This window comes from Corynebacterium sanguinis, from assembly GCF_007641235.1.
GTDB classification, from domain to species: domain Bacteria; phylum Actinomycetota; class Actinomycetes; order Mycobacteriales; family Mycobacteriaceae; genus Corynebacterium; species Corynebacterium sanguinis.
The window spans coordinates 1,257,256-1,276,959 of the sequence record NZ_CP038157.1; the positions used below are offsets into that span (position 1 = coordinate 1,257,256).

Sequence of the window (19,704 nt, forward strand, 5' to 3'; positions counted from 1 at the left end):
CTTGCTCGTCTGCCCACCACTACCGCCAGGTAGCATGAGCGAATCAACGATTGGCCAATACCGCTACAAGGACTACGTATGCCCACTTTCGAGGTCGAGCTCCAGCAAGGACTCAAACACGCAGTGATCACCACCTCCGGCCCGGATCGCCCCGGTGTATCCGCCGCGTTCTTCACGGTGCTCGCCAACCACGGCGTGCAGCTTCTCGACGTCTCCCAGGTCGACTTCCGAGGACGACTGATGCTGTCCACCTTCGTGGGAATGGACCCGCTCAAACTCACCGACTTGGAGCGCGAACTGCGCGCGGGTCTGTGGGAGTTCGGGCAACGGGTCACCATCGAGACGGGCGGGGAAGCGAGGTCCGTCTCCCGGCCCCGCTCGACCCACGTGATTGTCATGCTGGGAAATCCCGTCCAGGCCGAGCAGGTCTCCCGCCTGGGCGCAACCCTTGCCGGGTTCGGGGCGAACATCGACCGCATCAACGGCATTTCCAACTACCCAGTGACGGGCCTCGAGTTCCGCGTGACGCTGCCCGACTACAGCCCCGGTAGCGGGCGGCAGGTGCGTGAGGCGCTCGCGGAGCTGTCCAACGAGCTAGGCGTCGACCTGGCCATGGAAAACGCTGGTCTTCACCGCCGCGCGAAGCGCCTGGTATGTTTCGACTGCGACTCCACCCTGATTACCGGCGAGGTCATTGAGATGCTGGCGGCCCACGCCGGCAAGGAAGCCGAGGTCGCCGAGGTGACCGAGCGGGCCATGCGGGGAGAGCTTGACTTCGAAGAATCTCTGCGCGAACGGGTGGCGACGCTCGCGGGGCTGGATGCCTCTGTGATCGATTCGGTTGCCGCCGACATTGAGCTGACCCCGGGGGCGCGGACCACTATCCGCACACTGAACTCCATGGGTTACCGCACGGCAGTGGTCTCCGGCGGGTTCATTCAGGTCCTCGAGGGTCTCGCCGAGGAGCTCGATCTGGACTACGTGCGCGCCAACACGCTCGAAATCGTTGACGGGAAGCTGACCGGGCGCGTGGTTGGGGAGATCGTCGATAGGCAAGCCAAGGCACGGCTGCTCGCGGACTTCGCGCAGGACTCGGGGCTGCAGATGTCGCAGACGGTCGCGGTCGGTGACGGTGCGAACGATATTGACATGCTCGGCGTGGCGGGGCTGGGTATCGCGTTCAACGCCAAGCCGGCGCTGAAGGAGGTCGCGGACGCCAGCGTGAACCACCCGTTCCTGGATGAGGTGCTCTACATTCTTGGGATTCCGCGCGAGGAGATCGATTACGCCAACGAGGCTGCGGGCATCGTCGGGCGCGTTGCGCTGGACTAGGCCGGTTTTGGTGGGGACGTTGTGTGGTTGAGGTATAGCTACTAGACCGAAACCGAAGCCCCCAGCGCCGCGGGGCTTTAGTGCGATGCTGCGACGAGGCGTCGTAAAGCAGCGCGCACCGTTGCGGGGTCGGTCGTCTCCCAGAAAGCCGGCAGGCTCTTGCGCAGGAACGACCCGTAGCGCTTGGTGGTCAGCCGGTTGTCCAGCACCGCGACGACGCCCTTGTCGTCCACCGAGCGCAGAAGCCGCCCCGCGCCCTGGGCCATGAGCAGCGCGGCGTGCGTGGCGGAGACCTCCATGAACCCGGAGCGGCCCGCGGCGTTGGCGGCTTTGGCGCGCGCCTGCAGCAGCGGGTCGTCGGGGCGGGGGAAGGGGATGCGGTCGATGATGACGAGCGAGAGCGACGAGCCGGGCACATCCACGCCCTGCCACAACGACAAGGTGCCGAAGAGACACGAGTTCTCGCTGGCAGAGAACGCGCTGACCAACGCGCCCGTCGAGTCCTCGCCCTGGAGCAGGATGTCGAAGGGCAACCGCGCGCGCATCGCCTCCGCGGCCTGCTCGGCAGCGCGGCGGGAGGAAAAAAGGCCCAAGGTGCGCCCGCCGGCCGCGGTGATGAGCTCGGCGACCTCATCGAGCGTCTCCGCCGCCAGGCCGTCGCGCCCGGGCGCGGGCAGGTGCGCGGCCGTGTACAGAATCCCGGAAGAACACGGGTTGAAGGGGGTGCCCGCGTCCATCCCGTCCCACGTCCCGTCGGGCAGGCCCCACGCGGCGGCGACCGCGTTGAAGTTGCCGCCAATCGTCAGGGTTGCCGAGGTCAACACCACCGTGTGCTCCCCGAAAAGGCGCTCGCGCAGCAGCGAGGCCACGGACAGCGGCGCGACCGATACGGAATCGCCGACGCGCTCCGAACGCGTCAGCCACACCACGTCCGTGTGCTTCGCCGGGTCGTCCTCGTCGAAGACGCCGAGGATGCGCACGATGGCGTCGTGAAGATCGCCGAGGTGGTTCTTCAAGTTCTCGCGCTCCGCGAAGGTTTCCGGCTCGTTGTCGGCCTCGCCCTCGGGGCCCTTCGCGATTGCCTCTCGCGTGTGCCACAGCGCGTCGCGCACCGCGACGAACCCGCCGCGCGCCGCCTCCGAGATGTTCTCCCACCTTCCGGGCGTCTCCACGTTCATCGCGGCGGCAAAGTCGTCGACGACCGTTTCCAGCTCGCCCTTCTCAGCTCCAAGCTTGTCCGCGCGTCTCGACGACATCGTCAACGCCCTCGCCGAAATCTCATTAGTGGCCACCGAAGTGATGCGCCCGTCGAGCTCGTGGGCCTCGTCGATGATGACCACGTCGTGTTCCGGCAGCACATCGGTATCGGCCAGCGCGTCAATGGCGAGCAGCGCGTGGTTGGTGACCACGAGGTCCACGTTGCGGGTGCGCTCGCGCGCCAGCTCGGCGAAGCATTCCTCGCCGTGCGGGCAGCGCGCCGCGCCCAAGCACTCCGACGAGGTCACGGAAACCTGACGCCACGCGAGGTCGGGAACGCCGGGCTCAAGATCGTCGCGGTCGCCCGTCTCCGTCTCCTGCGCCCACTCGTTGACGCGCTTGACGTGGCGGCCCAGCCACGAGATGTCGTCCTCCTCAATCAGCGCCTCGGGGACGTCGCCAGGCAGCGACAGCTTGTGGCGGCACACGTAGTTGTTGCGGCCCTTCTGGATGGCGAAGGTGGGGCGGCGTTCCAGCAGCGGCTCGAGGGCGTCGGCAAGCCGCGGCAAGTCGCGCTCGACCAGCTGGCGCTGCAGCGCGATCGTCGCGGTGGACACCACAACGGTGCCGCCGGTCGCGTGGGCGTGGCGGATCGCCGGCACGAGGTAGGCCAGCGACTTTCCGGTGCCCGTGCCAGCCTGCACGGCCAGGTGGCGCTCCTCTTCCAGCGCCCGAGTCACGGCCTTGGCCATGGCGACCTGGCCCGGGCGCTCCGCCCCGCCGAGCGCATCGACGGCTGCGGCGAGAAGATCGGTGGTCGGTTGGGCTAGAGGCTGGTCACTCACGGGGAACCAGTCTAGAGCCGGGGCGGACACTAACTATTCCGCGGGCTCCGGGAACCCGACAAAGTGCGTCGGAATCGCGGGTTCATCGCGCGACAGCGCCAGGCCCTCCCAGGGGAGCGTCGTGCGGGCGGCATCAAGGTAGTCGCGGGCTTGCTCGAGGTCGCTCTGGTGCTCCACAATGTGGCCGTCGCGGATCAAGGGGATGACCATCTCGCGGTAGGTCAGGGCCTTCTTGCGGGTGATCTCCTGGTCGGCGGGGTGGACGAGCTCGGCGACGGCGACGCCGGAGGCGCGGTAGGCACGCAGCGCCGACTTGGTGCCGCCGTAGGTGACCTTGCCGCGGGAGCGCTTCGCCACCGGGTGGCCCTCGACCTCGACCAGCTTGTACACCATCCCGGCTGTCGGGGCGCCGGAGCCGGTGACCACCGAGGTGCCCACACCGAAGCCGTCGACCGGGTCGCTGCGCAGACCGGCGATGACAAACTCGTCGAGGTCGGAGGAGACGATGATTTTTGTATCGACGGCGCCGGCGTCGTCCAGCTGCTTGCGCACCTGGCGGGAAACGATGCCGAGGTCGCCGGAGTCGATGCGCACCGCCCCGAGCTTCGTGCCCGCGACCTCGAGGGCGTTCTCCACACCCTTCGTAATGTCGAATGTGTCCACCAAGAGCGTGGTTTCCGGGCCCAAGCTCTCCACCTGGGAGGCGAAGGCGGCCTTTTCGTCGGGCACGCCGTTGTCGTCGACGTGCAGCAGCATCCAGGCGTGCGCGGCAGTGCCGGCCTTGGGGATGCCGTAGCGCATCGCGGCTTCCAAGTTTGAGGTCGACGAAAAGCCCGCGATGTAGGCGGCACGTGCGGCCGCGATGGCGGCGCGCTCGTTGGTGCGGCGCGACCCCATCTCAATCAACGGGCGGCCCTCCGCAGCGGTAACCATGCGCGAGGCGGCGGAGGCTACGGCGGAATCCGAGTTGAGGATCGACAGGATCACCGTCTCCAGGATCACGCACTCGGCAAACGTTCCGCGCACCGTCAGCAGCGGCGAATACGGGAAGTAGATCTCGCCCTCGCGGTAGCCGTCGACCTGGCCCGAGAAGCGGTAATTGCGCAGGTACTCCTTCGCCTCCTCGGAAAGGAAGTCAGCCGAGGCGAGCTGCTCCGGGGTGAACCGGAACTGGCAGATCGCGTCGAGCACCCGGGCGATGCCGGCGAGGACGCCGTAACGACGGCCGTCGGAAAGCTTGCGAGCAAACACCTCGAAGGTGCACCGGCGGTGCGCGGTGCCGTCCTTGAACGCGGCATCGAGCATAGTCAATTCGTACATGTCGGTCAGAAACGCCGTCGATTCGTGCGTCTGAGCCTGAAGGTTGTTCATGCGTCCACAGCGTACTCGCCGGCTGCGCGTGCGCGCCGGGTTGCGGGTAAAGTTGTGCGCATGATGTGTTCAGGTTCGTCTCAGTTGCACGCAATGGGTTCTCCCATGGCGATGCCGGAGCTCGACGAGCAACTCGACGTGGACGTGGTTGTCAGCGAGAACCTGCCGTGGATGTGCATTGTGTGGGACGACCCCGTCAACCTCATGAGCTACGTCAGCTACGTGTTCCAAACCGTGCTGGGCTACGACCGCAAGCGCGCCAACGAGCTGATGATGCAGGTCCACACCGAGGGCAAAGCCGTTGTCTCCTCGGGCGAGAAGGACAAAGTCGAGGGCGATGTGAAGAAGCTACACACCGCCGGGCTGTGGGCCACCATGCAGCAGGCCGGGTAAAAGAGGGGAGCGCACTTTTCATGGAGCACTGGAAGCGCAAGAAAGGTCTCATGCGCTCGGGCGTGAAGTTCACCACCCGGTTCGACCCGCTGGAGCGCGAGGTCATCGGCGATCTCACGGCAACCGTGTCGGAGGCGCTAATCGCGCGCGCCCAGTCCGCGCCGAAAGACGAGTTCTCGGAAATGATGGGCCTGTCCGCCAGCCACTCCGAGGCGCCCGCGGACCCGCGGATGCGACGCCTTCTGCCCGACTTTGAGATGGAGGGCGACGAGGAGTTCGACGGCGACAACGGACTGCTGCGCAGCCTGCACGAAAACGACATCATCAAGGCGAAGCTGATGAATCTGCAGGTGATCAACTCGGCGCTCGGGCCGACGGGCGGGGTCGAGGTCACTATCGACGAGGCCGAGGCGCACGCCTTCCTCGCCGCGCTCAACGACATGCGCCTCTACGTCTCCGAGGACGACCGCGGCGGCGAGGCGAACGCCCAGGACCGCGAGATGCTGCTCGAGTGGCTGGCGTTCTGCCAGGACTCGCTGCTGCAGGCGATGATGGACTAGGCCCTAAAAGGCTGCCAGCACCCGCCCCGTCGCGATGTCGTCGCGCTGGGCGATGTCCGCAGGCGTGCCGTCGGCGCAGATCTCGCCGCCCTTGGCACCCGCGCCGGGCCCCATCTCCACGACGCGGTCAGCTTGGGCGATCACGCTGAGGTTGTGCTCCGCGACGACGACGGTGTTGCCGGCGTCGACAAGCCTGTTGAGCTCTGTGACAAGCTTATCGACGTCATGGGGGTGCAGACCGGTCGTCGGCTCGTCGAGGACGTAGAGCGTGTGCTGCTTCGAGCTTTGCCGGGCGCGCTGCAGCTCGGTGGCCAACTTGATGCGCTGCGCCTCGCCGCCGGAGAGCTCGGGCGCGCCCTGTCCGAGGCGCAGGTAGCCCAGCCCGACCGCCCGCAGGGACTCCACGGCGTGGCGGATGGTGGCCTCCTCGGCAAACACGTCCAAGGCGTCGTCGACGGTCAACCCCAGCACGTCCGCGATGGTGTAGCCGTTCCAAGTCACCTCGAGGGTTTCGTCGTTGTAGCGCGCGCCGGAGCAATCCGGGCACGCGGTGTAGCTGCCGGGCAGAAACACCAGCTCCACCTCGATGGTTCCGGCGCCGTTGCAGGTGGGGCAGCGCCCCGGCTTCATGTTGTAGGAGAACTGGGTCACACCCCACCCGCGCCGCTTCGCCTCGTCGGTGCCGGCGAAGAGCTTGCGCACCCGGTCGAACAGTCCGGTGTAGGTGGCCAGCGTCGAGCGCGGCGTGCGTCCAATGGGCTTTTGCGTGATACGCACCATGCGGTCGACGTTTTCGGCGCCGGTCACTGATCTGATCCTGATGGCGGCGGGGTCGTCGACGTCCTCGGCCGATTCCTGCGCCGCGGCGCTGCCCTTAGTGGCCACGCTGATCTCCTGCAGCGCGGTGGGCAGCGCCTGGGTGATTAGCGTCGACTTGCCCGACCCGGACACGCCCGTCACTGCGGTGAACGTGCCGAGCCCGAGGCGGAAGTCGACGCCCTGGATCGAGCGGGCGTGGATGTCGGAGACAACCAGCTCGCCGGTCGGGGTGCGCGAGGTGTCGTTGAGCTGCGGGGCGGGCGCGGCCAGCGCACGCGCGGTCGCCGAGGGGCAGTCCGGCTTTTCGCCCCAGGCGCGTAGGCCGTCGACGCTGCCGCTGTAGAGCACCTCGCCGCCGCCCTCGCCGGCAAAGGGTCCGACGTCGACGACCCAGTCCGCGCCCGCGACCAGGTTCATGTCATGCTCCACGAGCAGAACGGAGTTACCCAGCGAGACGAACTTCTCCACCAGGTCCGACACCGCGGTGCGTTCCTCCGGGTGCAGGCCCGCCGAGGGCTCGTCAAGCACGTAGGCCACGCCGAACAGGCCACTGCGCAGCTGCGACGCCAAGCGCAGTCGCTGCAACTCGCCCGCCGACAACGTTGGCGCGGGCCGGTCGAGGCTCAAGTGCCCGATGCCGAGCTCCACCGCCGTGCGCAGCGTGGGCACGAGCTGGGCCAAAAGCCGCTGCTCCGCCTCGTCGCGGGCGTCCTCGCGCTCCTTCGGCTCCGGGTCGAAGCGCTCGTCGAGGATGCGCAGCAGCTCGTCCATCGGCAGCGCGGTGAGGGCGTCGATGGGCAAAGAAGCGTAAGTGACTAAAAGGGCGTCGGGGGTGAGGCGCCGGCCGTTGCACATGTCGCAGACGCTGTGCTCCATGTAGCTGAGCACGCGGCGGCGCAGCGCGTCGGAATCCGTCTCGTGCAGGGTGTCGGTCAGGTAGTTCGCAACCGACTTCCACGTGCCCTTGTAGGTCTTCTGCACCTGATCCGCGCCGCGCACCGGGTAGATGGTCACCACCGGGCGCTCGTCGGTGAACAGGATCCAGTCGCGGTCCTTTTGCTCAAGCTCGCGCCACGGGGAGTCGAGGTCGAAGTCGAGCGCGTCGAGGATGGCGAGGAAGTTCTTTCCCGCCCACGCCCCGGGCCATGCCTCAATCGCGCCCTCGTTAATGCTTTTCGACGGGTCCGGGACCATCGTGTCCTCCACCGGGCGGTGGACAACACCGGTGCCCTGGCACTTCGGGCACATCCCGGCCGTGGTGTTCGGCGAAAACGCGTCGGAGTCCAACCTCCCGCCGTTTCTCTCGCGCACCCCTTCCGCGTAGTCGCCGCAGCGCGAGTACAACAGGCGCACCGAGTTTGACAGCGTGGAAAAGGTGCCGACGGTCGAGCGCGCCCCGCCCGAAGTCTTCGACTGCTCAAGCGCCACCGTCGGTGGCAGGCCCTCGATGTTTCCCACCTTCGGGTCCACCGCGCCCGCAATCAGGCGCCGGGCAAACGGGGCGACCGACTCCAGGTAGCGTCGCTGCGCCTCGGCGTGAATCGTGCCGAATGCCAGCGAGGACTTACCAGAGCCCGACACTCCCGTTACCGCGACAACCGTGTTGCGTGGGAGCGACACGTCAACGTGTCGCAGGTTGTTCAGGTGCGCGTCGTGTACGGCAATCGAGTTCGCATCCATAGAGAAAAAGCATATGCCCGTGGTCGCGGGCCGTGCCTACCATGGAGTGCATCACCGTCGCAGCAGCGCTTAACCGCTCGACTCAGCGCACAGCAAGGAGGCAAAGACGTGATCATGTTGAGTAAGCCGATTGTGCTCGCCCCAATGGCGGGAGGCCCCTCGACGCCGCAGCTCGCCGCGGCTGTGTCGGAGGCCGGGGGACTGGGGTTTCTCGCCGCCGGGTATCTGAGACCCGATGACCTCGCGCGGCAAGTGGAGCAGATCGAGCAGGCAACATCACGGCCCTACGGCATCAACCTCTTCGTCCCGTCGGCGCCCCACGCCGACGAGCGCGAGGCGTACCGGGACTACCGGGAGCACCTCGCCGAGCATCTCCCGTTTAGCGCGGACCTGCCCGAGCAGCCGCGCTGGTCCGACGACCACTACGCGCCCAAGCTCGAGGTGGCGCTCGCCTCGCGCGCCGCGCTGATCTCGTTCACGTTCGGCTACCCCAGCGCCGCCGACATCGCCGCGGTCTCGCGTGCGGGCAAACTCGTCGTGCTCAACGCGACGACTCCCGAGGAGATCGACCACATCGTGGAGCTCGGCGCGGACATCGTCCTCGTGCAGGGCAGCGGCGCCGGCGGGCACCGCGCGACGGTGCTGAGCACCGAGGAGCGCGGCGTGGCGTTCAGCGCAGAAGAGCTCACCGAGATCGCCGCGGCGCGAACGAGTCGCCCGATCTTCGCGGCGGGCGGCGTCGGCACGCGCGAGGACGTCGCCACGCTTCTCGACGCCCACGCCACCGCGGTGGTCGTCGGCACGCGCTTCCTCACCGCCGAGGAGGCGGGCACCAAAGCGACCCACCGGCGCGCGCTGCTCGAGCTCACGGTCCGCGACACGGTCGTGACCAGGGCGTTTTCCGGCAGGCCGGCGCGGGCAATCCGCAACGCCTTTACCGATCGCTTCACCGAGCTGGCCCCGGCGATGTACCCGGAGATCCACTACCTGACCTCCCCGTTGCGCGGCGAGGCGAACGACGCGGGCGACGCGGAGTACCTCAACCTGTGGGCCGGCACCGGTTTCGCTCAGTGCAGCGAGGCGAGCGCCGCGGAGATTGTCAACGAGCTCGGTTCGGCCTGAACGGCGCGCCGGGGGAGGTGAGCCCGCTTACACTAGGCTCGTGGGTCACTTGCACACGGAAATATTCACTGCGCTCGGCGTCGGCATCGGCCACGTCTCGCTCGGCGACACCGGCGTCACGGCGCTGGTCTCGCGGGATCCGCAAGGCATGATCGGAGCCGTTGACGTGCGCGGCGGGGGACCGGGCACGCGCGAGACGGACCTGCTGGCACCCCACAACACGGTCGAGCGTGTCCACGCGATCGTGCTCGCCGGGGGCTCCGCCTTCGGGCTCGCCGCCGCCGACGGCGCGATGGGCGAGCTCGAGGCCCGCGGCATCGGCTTCGAGGTGTTCGGCGAGGGAGTGGACGGCCCGAGGGTGCCTATCGTCCCCGCTGCCGTGATCTTCGACCTCGTCGTCGGCGACAGCGCCCACCGCCCACGAGCCGCCGACGGCGCGGCTGCCGTCGCGGCGGCGCTTGACGACGCCGCCCCGGCCACCACCGGCAGCGTCGGCGCCGGCTGCGGGGCGACGGCGGGTGTTCTGCGCGGCGGCTTCGGCATCGCGTCGATTGAGGTAGAGGGCGCGCTCGTCGCGGCCGCTGTGGTGGCCAACCCCATGGGCTCGGTCATCGACCCCGCCACGGGGCTGCTCTACGGCGACCCCACGCAGCCCGCCGTCGAGCTCGACACCTTCAACGCGCTGGAGCGCCCAGGCCCGAAGCTCAACACCACCATCGGGGTGATCGCCACCAACGCCCCGCTTCGCCCGGCGCAGCTGCAGCGCCTCGCCATCGCGGGCCACGACGGGCTGGCCCGCGCCGTGCGCCCCGCGCACTCCCCGCTGGACGGGGACACCTTGTTCGCCGTGTCCGTGCCCGCGGGGGTCGGGGCGTTGGAGGTGGGCGTCGATAAGCTCGCTGCTCTGACTGCCGCCGCCGCGGACGCGGTCCAGGCTGCGATCGTCGACGCGGTCGCCCACGCGACGGGGGCTTACGACATCCCAGCGTGGTGCGATATTGTCACCACCGACGGCTAAGCAGCACTAAGCTGTGGGGCGATGACTCAGAACTATCCTTTCAACCCGCCGAGCGCCTCGCAGCCCAGCGGCGGTTTCGGCGCCCCCGGATACCAGCCCATGGGAGGCCCGCTCGCGCCCTCGCAGCGGCAGTACGCCAAGAGCCCGAAGCAGAAGCGCGCCACCGGCTTCGCCTACGCCTTCGGCTACCTCGCGGTGATCTGGACCGTGTTCATTGTCAACACGGTGATTTTCGGCGGGAACCTGAACTACTTCGGCATCCATCCACTTGACCCGGCGGCTCTGCCGCACATTTTTACCTCACCATTGCTTCACGCCGGGCTCAGCCACATTGTCTCGAATTCTATCCCGGGCGCGGTTTTCTGCTTCCTCATCGGATATTCGGGCTCGCGGGTGTTTTGGGAGGTCACACTCATCGCATGCGTCATCGGCGGACTGGGTACGTGGTTTACCGGTGGGATCGGCACGAACCATATCGGTGCCTCCGGGCTGGTCTACGGTTGGCTCGCGTACCTAGTGGTGCGCGGCTTTTTCAACCGCTCGATCCAGCAGATCTCCCTGGGTGTGCTGCTCGGGTTCCTCTACTCCGGCCTGATCTGGGGCGTTGTGCCAGGCAGCCAGGGCGTGAGCTGGCAGGGCCACCTCTTCGGTGCGATCGGTGGAATCGTTGCGGGCATGTTGATCACCTCCGATGACCCGCCCGAGCTGCAGGCTAAGCGCGAGCAGCGCCGCGCGGCCAAGGGGCAGCGCCGTGCCTGATACTCGACCAATCGGAGTTTTCGACTCCGGGCTCGGCGGGCTGACAGTCGCGCGCGCGATGATGGACCAGCTGCACAACGAGTCGCTCATTTACATCGGCGACTCCGCTAACGGCCCCTACGGCCCGCAGCCGATTGCCGACGTGCGTATCCACGCGCAGAACATCGCCGACGAGCTTGTCGAGCGGGGCGTGAAGATGTTGGTGATCGCGTGCAACACGGCCTCGGCGGCGTTCTTGCACGATGCGCGCGAGCGTTACGACGTCCCGGTGGTCGAGGTCATCCGCCCCGCTGTGCGCCGTGCGATCGCCACCACGCGCAACCACCGCGTTGGTGTGATCGGAACCATAGGAACAATTAACTCCGGCGCGTATCAAGATTTGTTCTCCCTGCAACCCGGACTCGAGGTGACCGCGGCAGCGTGCCCCGCGTTCGTTGAGTTCGTCGAGCGCGGCGTGACCTCAGGCCGGCAGATTCTCGGCGTGGCGCAGGGCTACCTCGAACCTCTGCAGGCAGCCGGGGTGGACACTCTTGTGCTCGGCTGCACCCACTATCCGCTGCTCTCGGGCATTATTCAGCTTGCCATGGGTGACAACGTCACGTTGGTGTCCTCAGCTGAGGAGACGGCCAAGGATGTCCTGCGCGTGCTCACGGAGCGCGACCTGCTCGCCCCCGAAGGCCCCGATGCGCCCGCGCCGACGCGTGTGTTCGAGTCGACCGGGGACCCAGAGACGTTCAACCGGCTCGCCGAGCGTTTCCTCGGGCCGCAGATCCGCGCGGTTGGCCGCGACTGACGCGCCGCGCGTTCGGTTAGATTCCGCAGCGGTTTCGTGGCATGGTGTTCCCATGAAATTGACCATTCTCGGGTGTTCCGGCAGTCTCGCCGCGCCGGGCAACCCAGGATCTTCCTACCTCATCACGGTGCCGGGCCGCTCCGGCATTTTGATGGATTGTGGTCCAGGGGCGCTCGCGGCCCTGCAGGAGGTCCACGACCCGGCCGACGTGCATGTGTTGTTTAGCCACCTTCACGCCGATCACTGCTCGGACACCGCTTCGCTGGCGATCTGGCGTCGCTTTCACCCGACGGCGCCGGCGCGCCAGCGCCACATGATGTTCGGGCCGTCGTACACGAAGCTGCACATCGGGCGGATGGGAGCCGACGGCCCTGACGAGGTCGATGACATCACCGACACCTTCGACGTGTCCACCTGGGTAGCGAACAAAGCGGTGGAGATTGACGACATCACCGTCACCCCAGTGCCGGTGGAGCACACCGCGCTCGAGTCGCACGCGCTGCGCGTCGCCGAACGCTCCACGGGCAAGGTCCTGGCGTTTTCCGGCGACTCCGGCATGACGCCCACGCTTGTCGACGCCGCCCGCGATGCCGACATCTTCCTCTGTGAGGCCGCCTGGGGCCCGTCTGCTGAGGGCAAGCCCGGGGGAATGCACCTCTCGGGCGCCCAAGCGGGGGAGATCGCGCGCCGCGCCGGGGTGAAGACCCTGGTCCTGGTTCACATCCAGCCGTGGGCCGACAAGCAGGTCACATTGGAGGCCGCGCGCGGTGAGTTCGACGGCGAGATCCTCCTCGGCGCTGCGGGAGATGTGTTCGACCTCTAGTACCCTGGCGGTCATGACTGACCCGAAGACTGAGTTCACCCGTTTAGATGGCCGCGCGTTCGACGAGATGCGGCCCGTGCGCATCACGCGCGGATTTACCACCAACCCCGCGGGCAGCGTGCTCGTGGAGTTCGGCGCAACCCGCGTGATGTGCACCGCCTCGGTGGAGGTCGGCGTGCCGCGCTTCAAGAAGGACTCGGGCGAGGGCTGGCTCACCGCGGAGTACGCGATGCTGCCGTCGGCGACGCACGAGCGCATGCCACGCGAGTCGATGAAGGGCAAGGTCAAGGGCCGCACGCACGAGATCTCCCGGCTCGTTGGCCGCTCCTTGCGCGCCGCGGTGGACCTGGCGCAGCTCGGCGAGAACACCATCCAGCTCGACTGCGATGTCCTCCAGGCTGACGGTGGCACCCGCACCGCCTCGATCACCGGCGCGTACGTCGCCCTCGCTGACGCGATAGCGTTTCTAAGCGAGCGCGGTCTGGTCCCCGGCGAGCCGCTGCTCGCGCCGGTCGCCGCTGTCTCCGCCGGGCTTGTCGACGGCCACGTGGCCCTCGACTTGCCGTACGAGGAGGACTCGCGCGCCGAGGTGGACCTGAACGTGGTGATGAACGACAGCGGAAACTTCGTAGAAATCCAGGGCACCGGCGAGCACGGCCTATTCGGGCGCGCGGAGCTAGACGCGATGCTCACCGTCGCGGAGAAGGGCTGCCGTGAGCTCATCGAGGCGCAGAAGGCGGCGCTCGGGTGGTAAAGGTTCTCGTCGCCTCCGGAAACCAGAAGAAGCTCGCGGAGCTCGAGGCAGTCCTCGCCGAGCTCGGGATTGCGGGCGTGGAGCTGGTCTCAATGCGCGACGTCGACGCCTACCCGGAGCCCGTCGAAGACGGGCTGACGTTCGAGGACAACGCCCTGATCAAGGCCCGCGCGGGAGCGGCCGCGACGGGGCTGGCCTGCGTGGCGGATGATTCCGGCCTAGCCGTCACCGCGCTCAAGGGCATGCCCGGCGTGCTCTCTGCGCGCTGGTCGGGCACGCACGGTGACGACGCTGCCAACAACGCGCTCCTTTTGGCCCAGATGACGGACATCGCGCTGCGCGACGCCGCGTTCGTGTCCTGCTGCGCGCTGGTCGGGCCGGCGGGGGACGAGTTCACCGCCGAGGGGCGCTGGGAGGGCCAGCTGCTGCGCGAGCCCCGGGGTGACAACGGCTTCGGCTACGACCCGATTTTCCAGCCGAACGACGCCGACGGCCGCTCCGCGGCGCAGCTCAGCGCCGCGGAGAAGAACGCACGCTCGCACCGCTCCCGCGCGCTTCGGGCCTTAACCCCGCACATCGCGGACCTGGTTAGCGCTACAGTAAGAGAATGATGAAAAACAAGAGCATTGCTGCAGCAGCTACCATCCTCGCCTCCGGCGCGCTTCTCGCCGCCTGCGGCTCTTCCAGCGACTACGACGGGGCATGGTCGGGCACGGCCACCCCGGCGGATGCCACCAAGGGCGAGACCCAGGCGCAGATCACCGTCAACGGTGGTGACTGCGAGTGGACCGTGACCGAGGCAACCGGCGAGACCAACGACGCCGAGTGCGAGCGCGACGGCGACGAGTTCCAGTTCGTCGACCCGAAGACGGGCCGCGACCTGAACTACAACGCCCAGCTCAACGGCGACACCCTGACGCTGAACCCGGACAATGGCCAGGCAGAGGGCTTCGGCACGATTGTGCTCACCCGTGCAGCGACCAGGTAGAAACCAAGTAAAGAACTAGCCCGTGAGCTGGAAGGTGCGCTGCACCTCACGGCGGCGCTTCGCCTCCACGAAGAACGACATCAACGGCACAACGCCAGACAACGCGGTGGTCAGCCATTCAGCGGCGGACCACCGCGCTTTTGTGCCTAGGTTGAGCGAGGCCATGAGGAACGCGATGAAGGCCAGCCCGTGCACGCGCGCGACCCAGTCCAGCGCGCTGACGTCTAAGTTGAGCAGGTACTGCATCACCATGCGCACCACCAGCAGGAGCAGGAGCACACCGGTAATCCACGCGGTGGCGGAGAACAGCTGCAGCGCGGTTTTCACGCGGCGCTGGCGCTCGGGGTGAACCTTGGGAGTGGCATCGGGGGTGTGCGTCATGTCCTAGCTTTCTTCGTTGGTGTACTGCCCGCGGCGGGGCTGGTTTAAGGCGTTGAACTCTTCGACGTCGAGTTCCGGGCGGGGCGGCAGGAAGGTGTGGTCAATCTCCGTTTGTTCGTCGTCGCCGTAGCGGGCCAGGTCCGCCTGGTACAGCTCGTCGAGGCTGCGGCCTTCGTTCACGGCGTCAATCTTCTCGTTTTCCATGCGCAGGCCCACGCGGTAGGCGTAGACAAAAAACGCGCCGAAGAACGGCCACTGCAGGGCGTAGCCCAGGTTCTGGAAGGTTCCGGTGCCGGATTGGTAGCGCGTCCACTGCCAGTAGGCGAGCAGCAGTGACGTGATCACCGCGACGATGAGCAGCACGATGTGCCACGCGCGGACCCGAATACGGGAGCGCTGGCGGGGCTCGGCTGGTTCACTCACACCACGCGAGTCTACCAACATCATCCGAAAGTTCGACAATCGACTGTTGCCGTACTATGTGTTCATGGAAACGCGAAAAATGAGGGTTCTCGAGGAACTCCAGCTCGTAGACAAGGAAACGCGACGGCTCGCGCCGAAAGCGGACGTCCTGTTAAGTCAGCTGGAGGGGGAGGCCTTCACACCGTCGCTTCAAAATTCGATGATCCAGGTCGCGAGTGGGTCGCACGGCGACGTGACGTCGTTACGCGATGAACTCCTCCAAGGGCGCGCGAAGGTGAGCTCGGTCGCGGAGCCGCTGGGGCTGGGGATCGCCGCGGCCGGCACGATGCCCCTGGCGCACCGCGCGAGCCTGGCGATTACCCCGCGCAGCCGCTACATGGAGATGAGCGCCGACTACGCGCTCTTGGCCCACGAGCAGCTTATTTGTAGCGCGCAGATCCACGTCGAGGTGCGTGACCGCGACCAGGCTGTGGCGGTGTCGCCGGGCGTGAGCCGGCACCTTCCTTTGCTGCTGGCGCTGTCGGCGTCGTCGCCGTTTAGCGTCGAGGGCAGCGACACCGGCTACGCCAGCTCGCGCGATCTCACCGGGCAGCGCTGGCCGACGAGCGGGCCGTTTGCCCCGGTGAGCAACGCGAAAGAGTACGACGAGCTGGTGGACACCCTCATCAAGGCGGGCGTGATCGCGGATGAGGCGATGATGTACTACAGCCTGGCGCCGTCGATAAGCAAGCCCCTGCTCGAGCTGCGCGTGTGCGATTCCTGCCCCTCGGTGGACGCGATTTCCACCATCGCGGCGCTGTTTCGCGCGATGGTTGTTCGCGAGGCAGCGCTTGTCGACGCCTCCACGCCGACGCCGCCGCTGAATCCGACCCTGCACCGCTCGATGATGTGGCGTGCCTCGCGCTCCGGGCTCGAAGGCAGCCTGATCTGCCCCGAGACGTACACGCCGCGACCTGCGGCCGAGGTGCTGCGCTCCACGGTCGAGCTGCTTACCGACGAGCTGCGCGCCAGCGGCGACCTCGAGATGGTCACGCGCTTCGTCGAGGGCATCATCCGCACCGGCACCAGCGCGTACCGCCAGCGCCGCGCCTACCGTAGCCGCGGGCGTCTTGACGACGTGGTGGATCAGCTCATGTCCGAAACCGTCGGCTGGCTCACCGAGTACAAGGGCACGGAGGGCTCGCTGTTTGGGGCGTACCGCCCGACGACGTGGGTCCAAAGCGGCTACATCGACGAGGCCGTCGAGCCCAGTGGCGCCGACCGAGACGTTTACGCAGGCGTGCTCACCACCGCCCGCGAGCTCGGCGCGGTGGAGCTGCGCAAGCAGCAAACCATGGCGGATCGCGACCTAAGCGCCGCGGGTGTGACGTTCCGGGCAACGGGTATGGACACCCAACAGGCGTTTCCGATGGACATGGTCCCGCGCATCATCACTGCGCGCGAGTGGGACCACCTCACCGCCGGCGTGGAGCAGCGCGCCAAGGCGCTCAACTTATTCCTCAACGACATCTACTGCGACCAGGACATCGTCCGTGACGGGATCGTCGGGCTCGACATTTTGGAAAAGTCCCCCGGCTACCGCTCAACGGGGCGCGCCGCGTGGCGCGACACCGTGCGCAACCACGTGTCGGGTTCGGACCTGATCTTCTCGGAGGCCGGCTGGCAGATCCTGGAAGACAACGTGCGCCAGCCCTCCGGCATCGCTTTCGGGGTGGAGGCGAGGAAGATGATGGAGCGCAACTACCCGGAGCTGTTCGCCACCGCGCCGCAGCCGCTGAACGATCCCACCGAGGGCTACGCGATGATGGGCGAGACGCTTGCCGCGGCGCTGCCGCCGCACCCCCAGGACGACCCTCGCATCGTCGTGGTTACCCGCGGCAAGGATGACCCGAGCTACTTCGAGCAGGTCAAGATCGCGGAGGTTTCCGGCATTGACCTTGTCTTGCCGCAGAACCTGCTGATCGAGGACAATGTGGCGTGGGAGGTCGGCCCCCGCGGGCGCCGCCGCATCGACGTAATGTACCTGCGCATGGACGAGGATATGTTCTTATCCTCGCGCGGGGCCGACGGCGCAGAGCTGCGCTACAAGATCCTGCGCGCGATCACCGCGGGCAACGTCACCGTGGCTAACGCGCTGGGTAACGGCGTCGGCGACGACAAAGCCGTCTACGCCTATGTTCCGCAGATGATCGAGTACTACCTCGGCGAGAAGCCGATCCTGGCGTCGGTGCCGACCTACCTGTGTGCGATCCGCGAGCACCGCGACCGCGTGCTGGAGCGCCTTGACCAGCTCGTGGTCAAGCCGATCGACGGCTACGGTGGCGCCGGCATCACGATCGGCCCGGAGGCGGGCGACGAGGAGCTCCAGGAGCGTCGTCAAGAGCTCCTGGTCAAGCCCGAACAGTTCGTGGCCCAGGAGGTCGTGGGCCTGTCCACCCTGCCCACCTTCGACGGGGCGGCGATGCAGCCGCGGCACGTGGACCTGCGTGTGTTTACTCACCTGCGCGCCAGCGGTTCAGGTGTTACCGTGCATACGGCGCCGGCGGGGCTCACGCGTGTCGCCCCGGCGGGCTCGCTGGTGGTCAACTCCTCGCGCGGCGGCGGCGGCAAGGACACCTGGATTGTGACGGAAGGGCAAACATAGTGCGCGAAGACGTTCGCTTTACCTACGGGCCATCGCTTAGCCCGGACGGCTCGGAAATCGCGTTCATCGCGCGTGACGACGCCTACCCCTACGCGGTCCAGGCCACCATCCTGCCCGATGGCAGCGTGGGCAAAGAGCGCCCCGTCAACATCCCAGTCGACGGCCCCGTCACACGCGTCCTGCACTCGCCCGATGGCAAGTGGCTGGCCTGCGAGGCCGCGCCGAAAGGATCGGAGTACTCCGAGATCTGGCTGGTCACGACCGACCCTTCCGACTCCTCCGCCAAGGGTGTGAACACCCCGAGCGACCTGCGGGTTCGCATCGTTGAATGGGACAACGAGTACCTCGCGGTGGCCGCGTTGCAGGACGACGGCATCACTGAAGCGCGACTGGTGGACCCCTTTAGCGGCACGACCAAGTTGCTCGATCGCCGCGCCGACGCGATGCTTGTGGATTGTGAGGGGGGCTACTCGCTGATGTGCGTCGGCCCCCGCGGTAACCGGGAGCTGCTGCTGATCCACCCCGACGGGACGTGGCAGCCCATTCTACCGCCGGACCCGGGCTCCACCGTCGACGAGGGCGTGGTGCTCCCACTGGGCGAGGGCGACGAAGGGCCGCCGTCGCTGGTGATCCACGGCGACTGGGGTGCCAACCGGCGCCGGGTCATGCGCATTGATTTCCGCGACCGCCAGCCGGAGATGACGGTGATCGCCGAGTACGGCGACGCCGACGTGGAACAACTCGTGTTCAGCCGCAACAAGCGCGTCGCGGCCGTGTTGTGGTGCCGCAACGGCGTTTCCCAGCTTGAGGTCATGGCGTTGTCGCGCAGCCTTCGTGTGTCGGCGCGGCGCTCAATCCAGCTTCCGGGCATGGTGGCCTCGTCGCCGTCGCTGACCGAGGACGGCTCACTGTTGGCGCTGACGGTGCAGGGCCCCGACGTCAGTCCCCAGGTGAAGGTTTTTTCCCCGAAGGATGCGCTCGGCGAGTCTATGCGCGGGGCGCAGATCAGCGAGAACACGCCCGACCACGTCAGCTACACCGCGCGCGATGGCCTCGAGCTTTCCGGTTGGCTGTACCGCAGCGATGACCCGGATGAGAAGAGGCCCATGCTCATCCACCTGCACGGCGGGCCGGAGGGCCAGTCGCGCCCGGAGTACCATGACGTGCTCACGGCGGTTATCCGCGCCGGGATCAGCGTGTTTACCCCGAACGTGCGCGGCTCCTCCGGCTACGGGCGCAGCTACGTCAACGCGGACAACCGCTACGGCCGCTTCCGTGGTATTAGCGACCTGGCCGACACGGTGCGCTTCCTCGTCGCCGCGGGTTTGGCGGACCCCGAGCGCGTGGCGGTCGCGGGTCGTTCCTACGGCGGGTTCCTCACGCTGCAGGGCATGACGGCGTTTCCGGAGTTGTTTCGCTGCGGGATCGCCGCCTGCGGCATGAGCGACATCCAAACCTTTTACCGCGATACCGAGCCGTGGATCGCTAGCGCCGCGTACCCGAAGTACGGCTACCCGTTCCACGACGCGCAGCTTCTCAAGTGCTTCTCGCCGCTTAACGACGCCGACAACGTCGCCGCCCCAGTGATGTTCATCCACGGCGCCCACGACAACAACGTCCCGCCGAGCGAGTCGCACCAAATGAAGGAGGCTCTCGACGCCCGGGGGATCCCGACGCGCCTGCTGATGTTTGACGACGAGGGCCACGAGTTCCTCAAACGCCAGAACCGAGCCCGGATCGCGGAGGAGATGCTCGACTTCCTTGGCACCCACGGCATGATTCCGTCGAGCTAGTCGGGCCAT

At 67.3% G+C, this 19,704-nt stretch carries 18 protein-coding genes; 13 read left to right on the plus strand and 5 right to left on the minus strand.

The features are described from left to right. Positions 1-78: 78 nt before the first annotated feature. The gene (gene serB / locus E3227_RS06130) at positions 79-1,332 is read left to right on the plus strand and encodes a phosphoserine phosphatase SerB (RefSeq protein WP_136652896.1); all 1,254 of its coding nucleotides are present in this window, start codon (positions 79-81) and stop codon (positions 1,330-1,332) included. Positions 1,333-1,409: 77 nt separating this feature from the next. On the opposite strand, the gene E3227_RS06135 is transcribed toward serB, so the two are convergent. Continuing rightward, positions 1,410-3,374, minus strand: a complete 1,965-nt coding sequence (locus tag E3227_RS06135; RefSeq protein WP_144317900.1) for an ATP-dependent DNA helicase — start codon at positions 3,372-3,374, stop codon at positions 1,410-1,412. Positions 3,375-3,407: 33 nt separating this feature from the next. Next, entirely contained in the window at positions 3,408-4,745 is a 1,338-nt protein-coding gene (locus E3227_RS06140; protein ID WP_144317901.1) for a nicotinate phosphoribosyltransferase, read from the minus strand. A gap of 93 nt (positions 4,746-4,838) precedes the next feature. Between E3227_RS06140 and clpS the strand changes: the two genes are divergently transcribed. Next, entirely contained in the window at positions 4,839-5,138 is a 300-nt protein-coding gene (gene clpS, locus E3227_RS06145) for an ATP-dependent Clp protease adapter ClpS (protein ID WP_246062632.1), read from the plus strand. Between the two features lie 20 nt (positions 5,139-5,158). Further along, positions 5,159-5,698, plus strand: a complete 540-nt coding sequence (locus tag E3227_RS06150; RefSeq protein WP_144317902.1) for a DUF2017 domain-containing protein — start codon at positions 5,159-5,161, stop codon at positions 5,696-5,698. Positions 5,699-5,701: 3 nt separating this feature from the next. On the opposite strand, the gene E3227_RS06155 is transcribed toward E3227_RS06150, so the two are convergent. Then, on the minus strand, positions 5,702-8,197 hold the full coding sequence (locus tag E3227_RS06155) for an excinuclease ABC subunit UvrA (protein ID WP_144317903.1): 2,496 nt from the start codon (positions 8,195-8,197) through the stop codon (positions 5,702-5,704). 114 nt (positions 8,198-8,311) lie between these two features. Here E3227_RS06155 and E3227_RS06160 point away from each other — a divergent pair, with 114 nt between their 5' ends. Genes E3227_RS06160 through E3227_RS06195 form a run of 8 tightly spaced genes read left to right on the plus strand, consistent with a single transcriptional unit; the run spans position 8,312 to position 14,454 of the window. Further along, positions 8,312-9,319 carry an NAD(P)H-dependent flavin oxidoreductase gene (locus E3227_RS06160; protein ID WP_246062891.1) on the plus strand — a complete coding sequence of 336 codons (1,008 nt, stop codon included), beginning with the start codon at positions 8,312-8,314 and terminating at the stop codon, positions 9,317-9,319. 40 nt (positions 9,320-9,359) lie between these two features. Beyond that, entirely contained in the window at positions 9,360-10,337 is a 978-nt protein-coding gene (locus E3227_RS06165) for a P1 family peptidase (RefSeq protein ID WP_144317904.1), read from the plus strand. 21 nt (positions 10,338-10,358) lie between these two features. Continuing rightward, positions 10,359-11,096: a rhomboid family intramembrane serine protease gene (locus E3227_RS06170; protein WP_144317905.1), complete on the plus strand. Its 738-nt coding sequence runs from the start codon at positions 10,359-10,361 to the stop codon at positions 11,094-11,096. Further along, the gene (murI, locus tag E3227_RS06175; protein ID WP_144317906.1) at positions 11,089-11,889 is read left to right on the plus strand and encodes a glutamate racemase; all 801 of its coding nucleotides are present in this window, start codon (positions 11,089-11,091) and stop codon (positions 11,887-11,889) included. The genes E3227_RS06170 and murI overlap by 8 nt, the downstream gene beginning before the upstream one ends. Before the next feature lie 52 nt (positions 11,890-11,941). Continuing rightward, positions 11,942-12,712 (plus strand): MBL fold metallo-hydrolase, encoded by a 771-nt coding sequence (locus E3227_RS06180; RefSeq protein ID WP_144317907.1) that lies wholly within the window; start codon positions 11,942-11,944, stop codon positions 12,710-12,712. Between the two features lie 13 nt (positions 12,713-12,725). After that, positions 12,726-13,466 carry a ribonuclease PH gene (gene rph, locus E3227_RS06185; RefSeq protein ID WP_006839698.1) on the plus strand — a complete coding sequence of 247 codons (741 nt, stop codon included), beginning with the start codon at positions 12,726-12,728 and terminating at the stop codon, positions 13,464-13,466. Continuing rightward, positions 13,460-14,077: an RdgB/HAM1 family non-canonical purine NTP pyrophosphatase gene (rdgB, locus tag E3227_RS06190; RefSeq protein ID WP_144317908.1), complete on the plus strand. Its 618-nt coding sequence runs from the start codon at positions 13,460-13,462 to the stop codon at positions 14,075-14,077. Before rph ends, rdgB begins: the two co-directional genes overlap by 7 nt. After that, on the plus strand, positions 14,074-14,454 hold the full coding sequence (locus E3227_RS06195; protein WP_246062633.1) for a hypothetical protein: 381 nt from the start codon (positions 14,074-14,076) through the stop codon (positions 14,452-14,454). Before rdgB ends, E3227_RS06195 begins: the two co-directional genes overlap by 4 nt. 15 nt (positions 14,455-14,469) lie before the next feature. Here E3227_RS06195 and E3227_RS06200 read toward each other — a convergent pair whose 3' ends face one another. After that, on the minus strand, positions 14,470-14,835 hold the full coding sequence (locus E3227_RS06200; RefSeq protein ID WP_136652885.1) for a DUF3817 domain-containing protein: 366 nt from the start codon (positions 14,833-14,835) through the stop codon (positions 14,470-14,472). Positions 14,836-14,838: 3 nt separating this feature from the next. Next, positions 14,839-15,282, minus strand: coding sequence for a hypothetical protein (locus tag E3227_RS06205; protein WP_136652884.1), 444 nt, complete (start codon positions 15,280-15,282; stop codon positions 14,839-14,841). Between the two features lie 40 nt (positions 15,283-15,322). Here E3227_RS06205 and E3227_RS06210 point away from each other — a divergent pair, with 40 nt between their 5' ends. Further along, positions 15,323-17,902: a carboxylate--amine ligase/circularly permuted type 2 ATP-grasp protein gene (locus tag E3227_RS06210; RefSeq protein WP_144317909.1), complete on the plus strand. Its 2,580-nt coding sequence runs from the start codon at positions 15,323-15,325 to the stop codon at positions 17,900-17,902. Next, complete coding sequence (locus tag E3227_RS06215; protein ID WP_144317910.1) at positions 17,902-19,695, plus strand: S9 family peptidase; 1,794 nt, start codon at positions 17,902-17,904, stop codon at positions 19,693-19,695. Before E3227_RS06210 ends, E3227_RS06215 begins: the two co-directional genes overlap by 1 nt. Positions 19,696-19,704 lie beyond the last annotated feature (9 nt).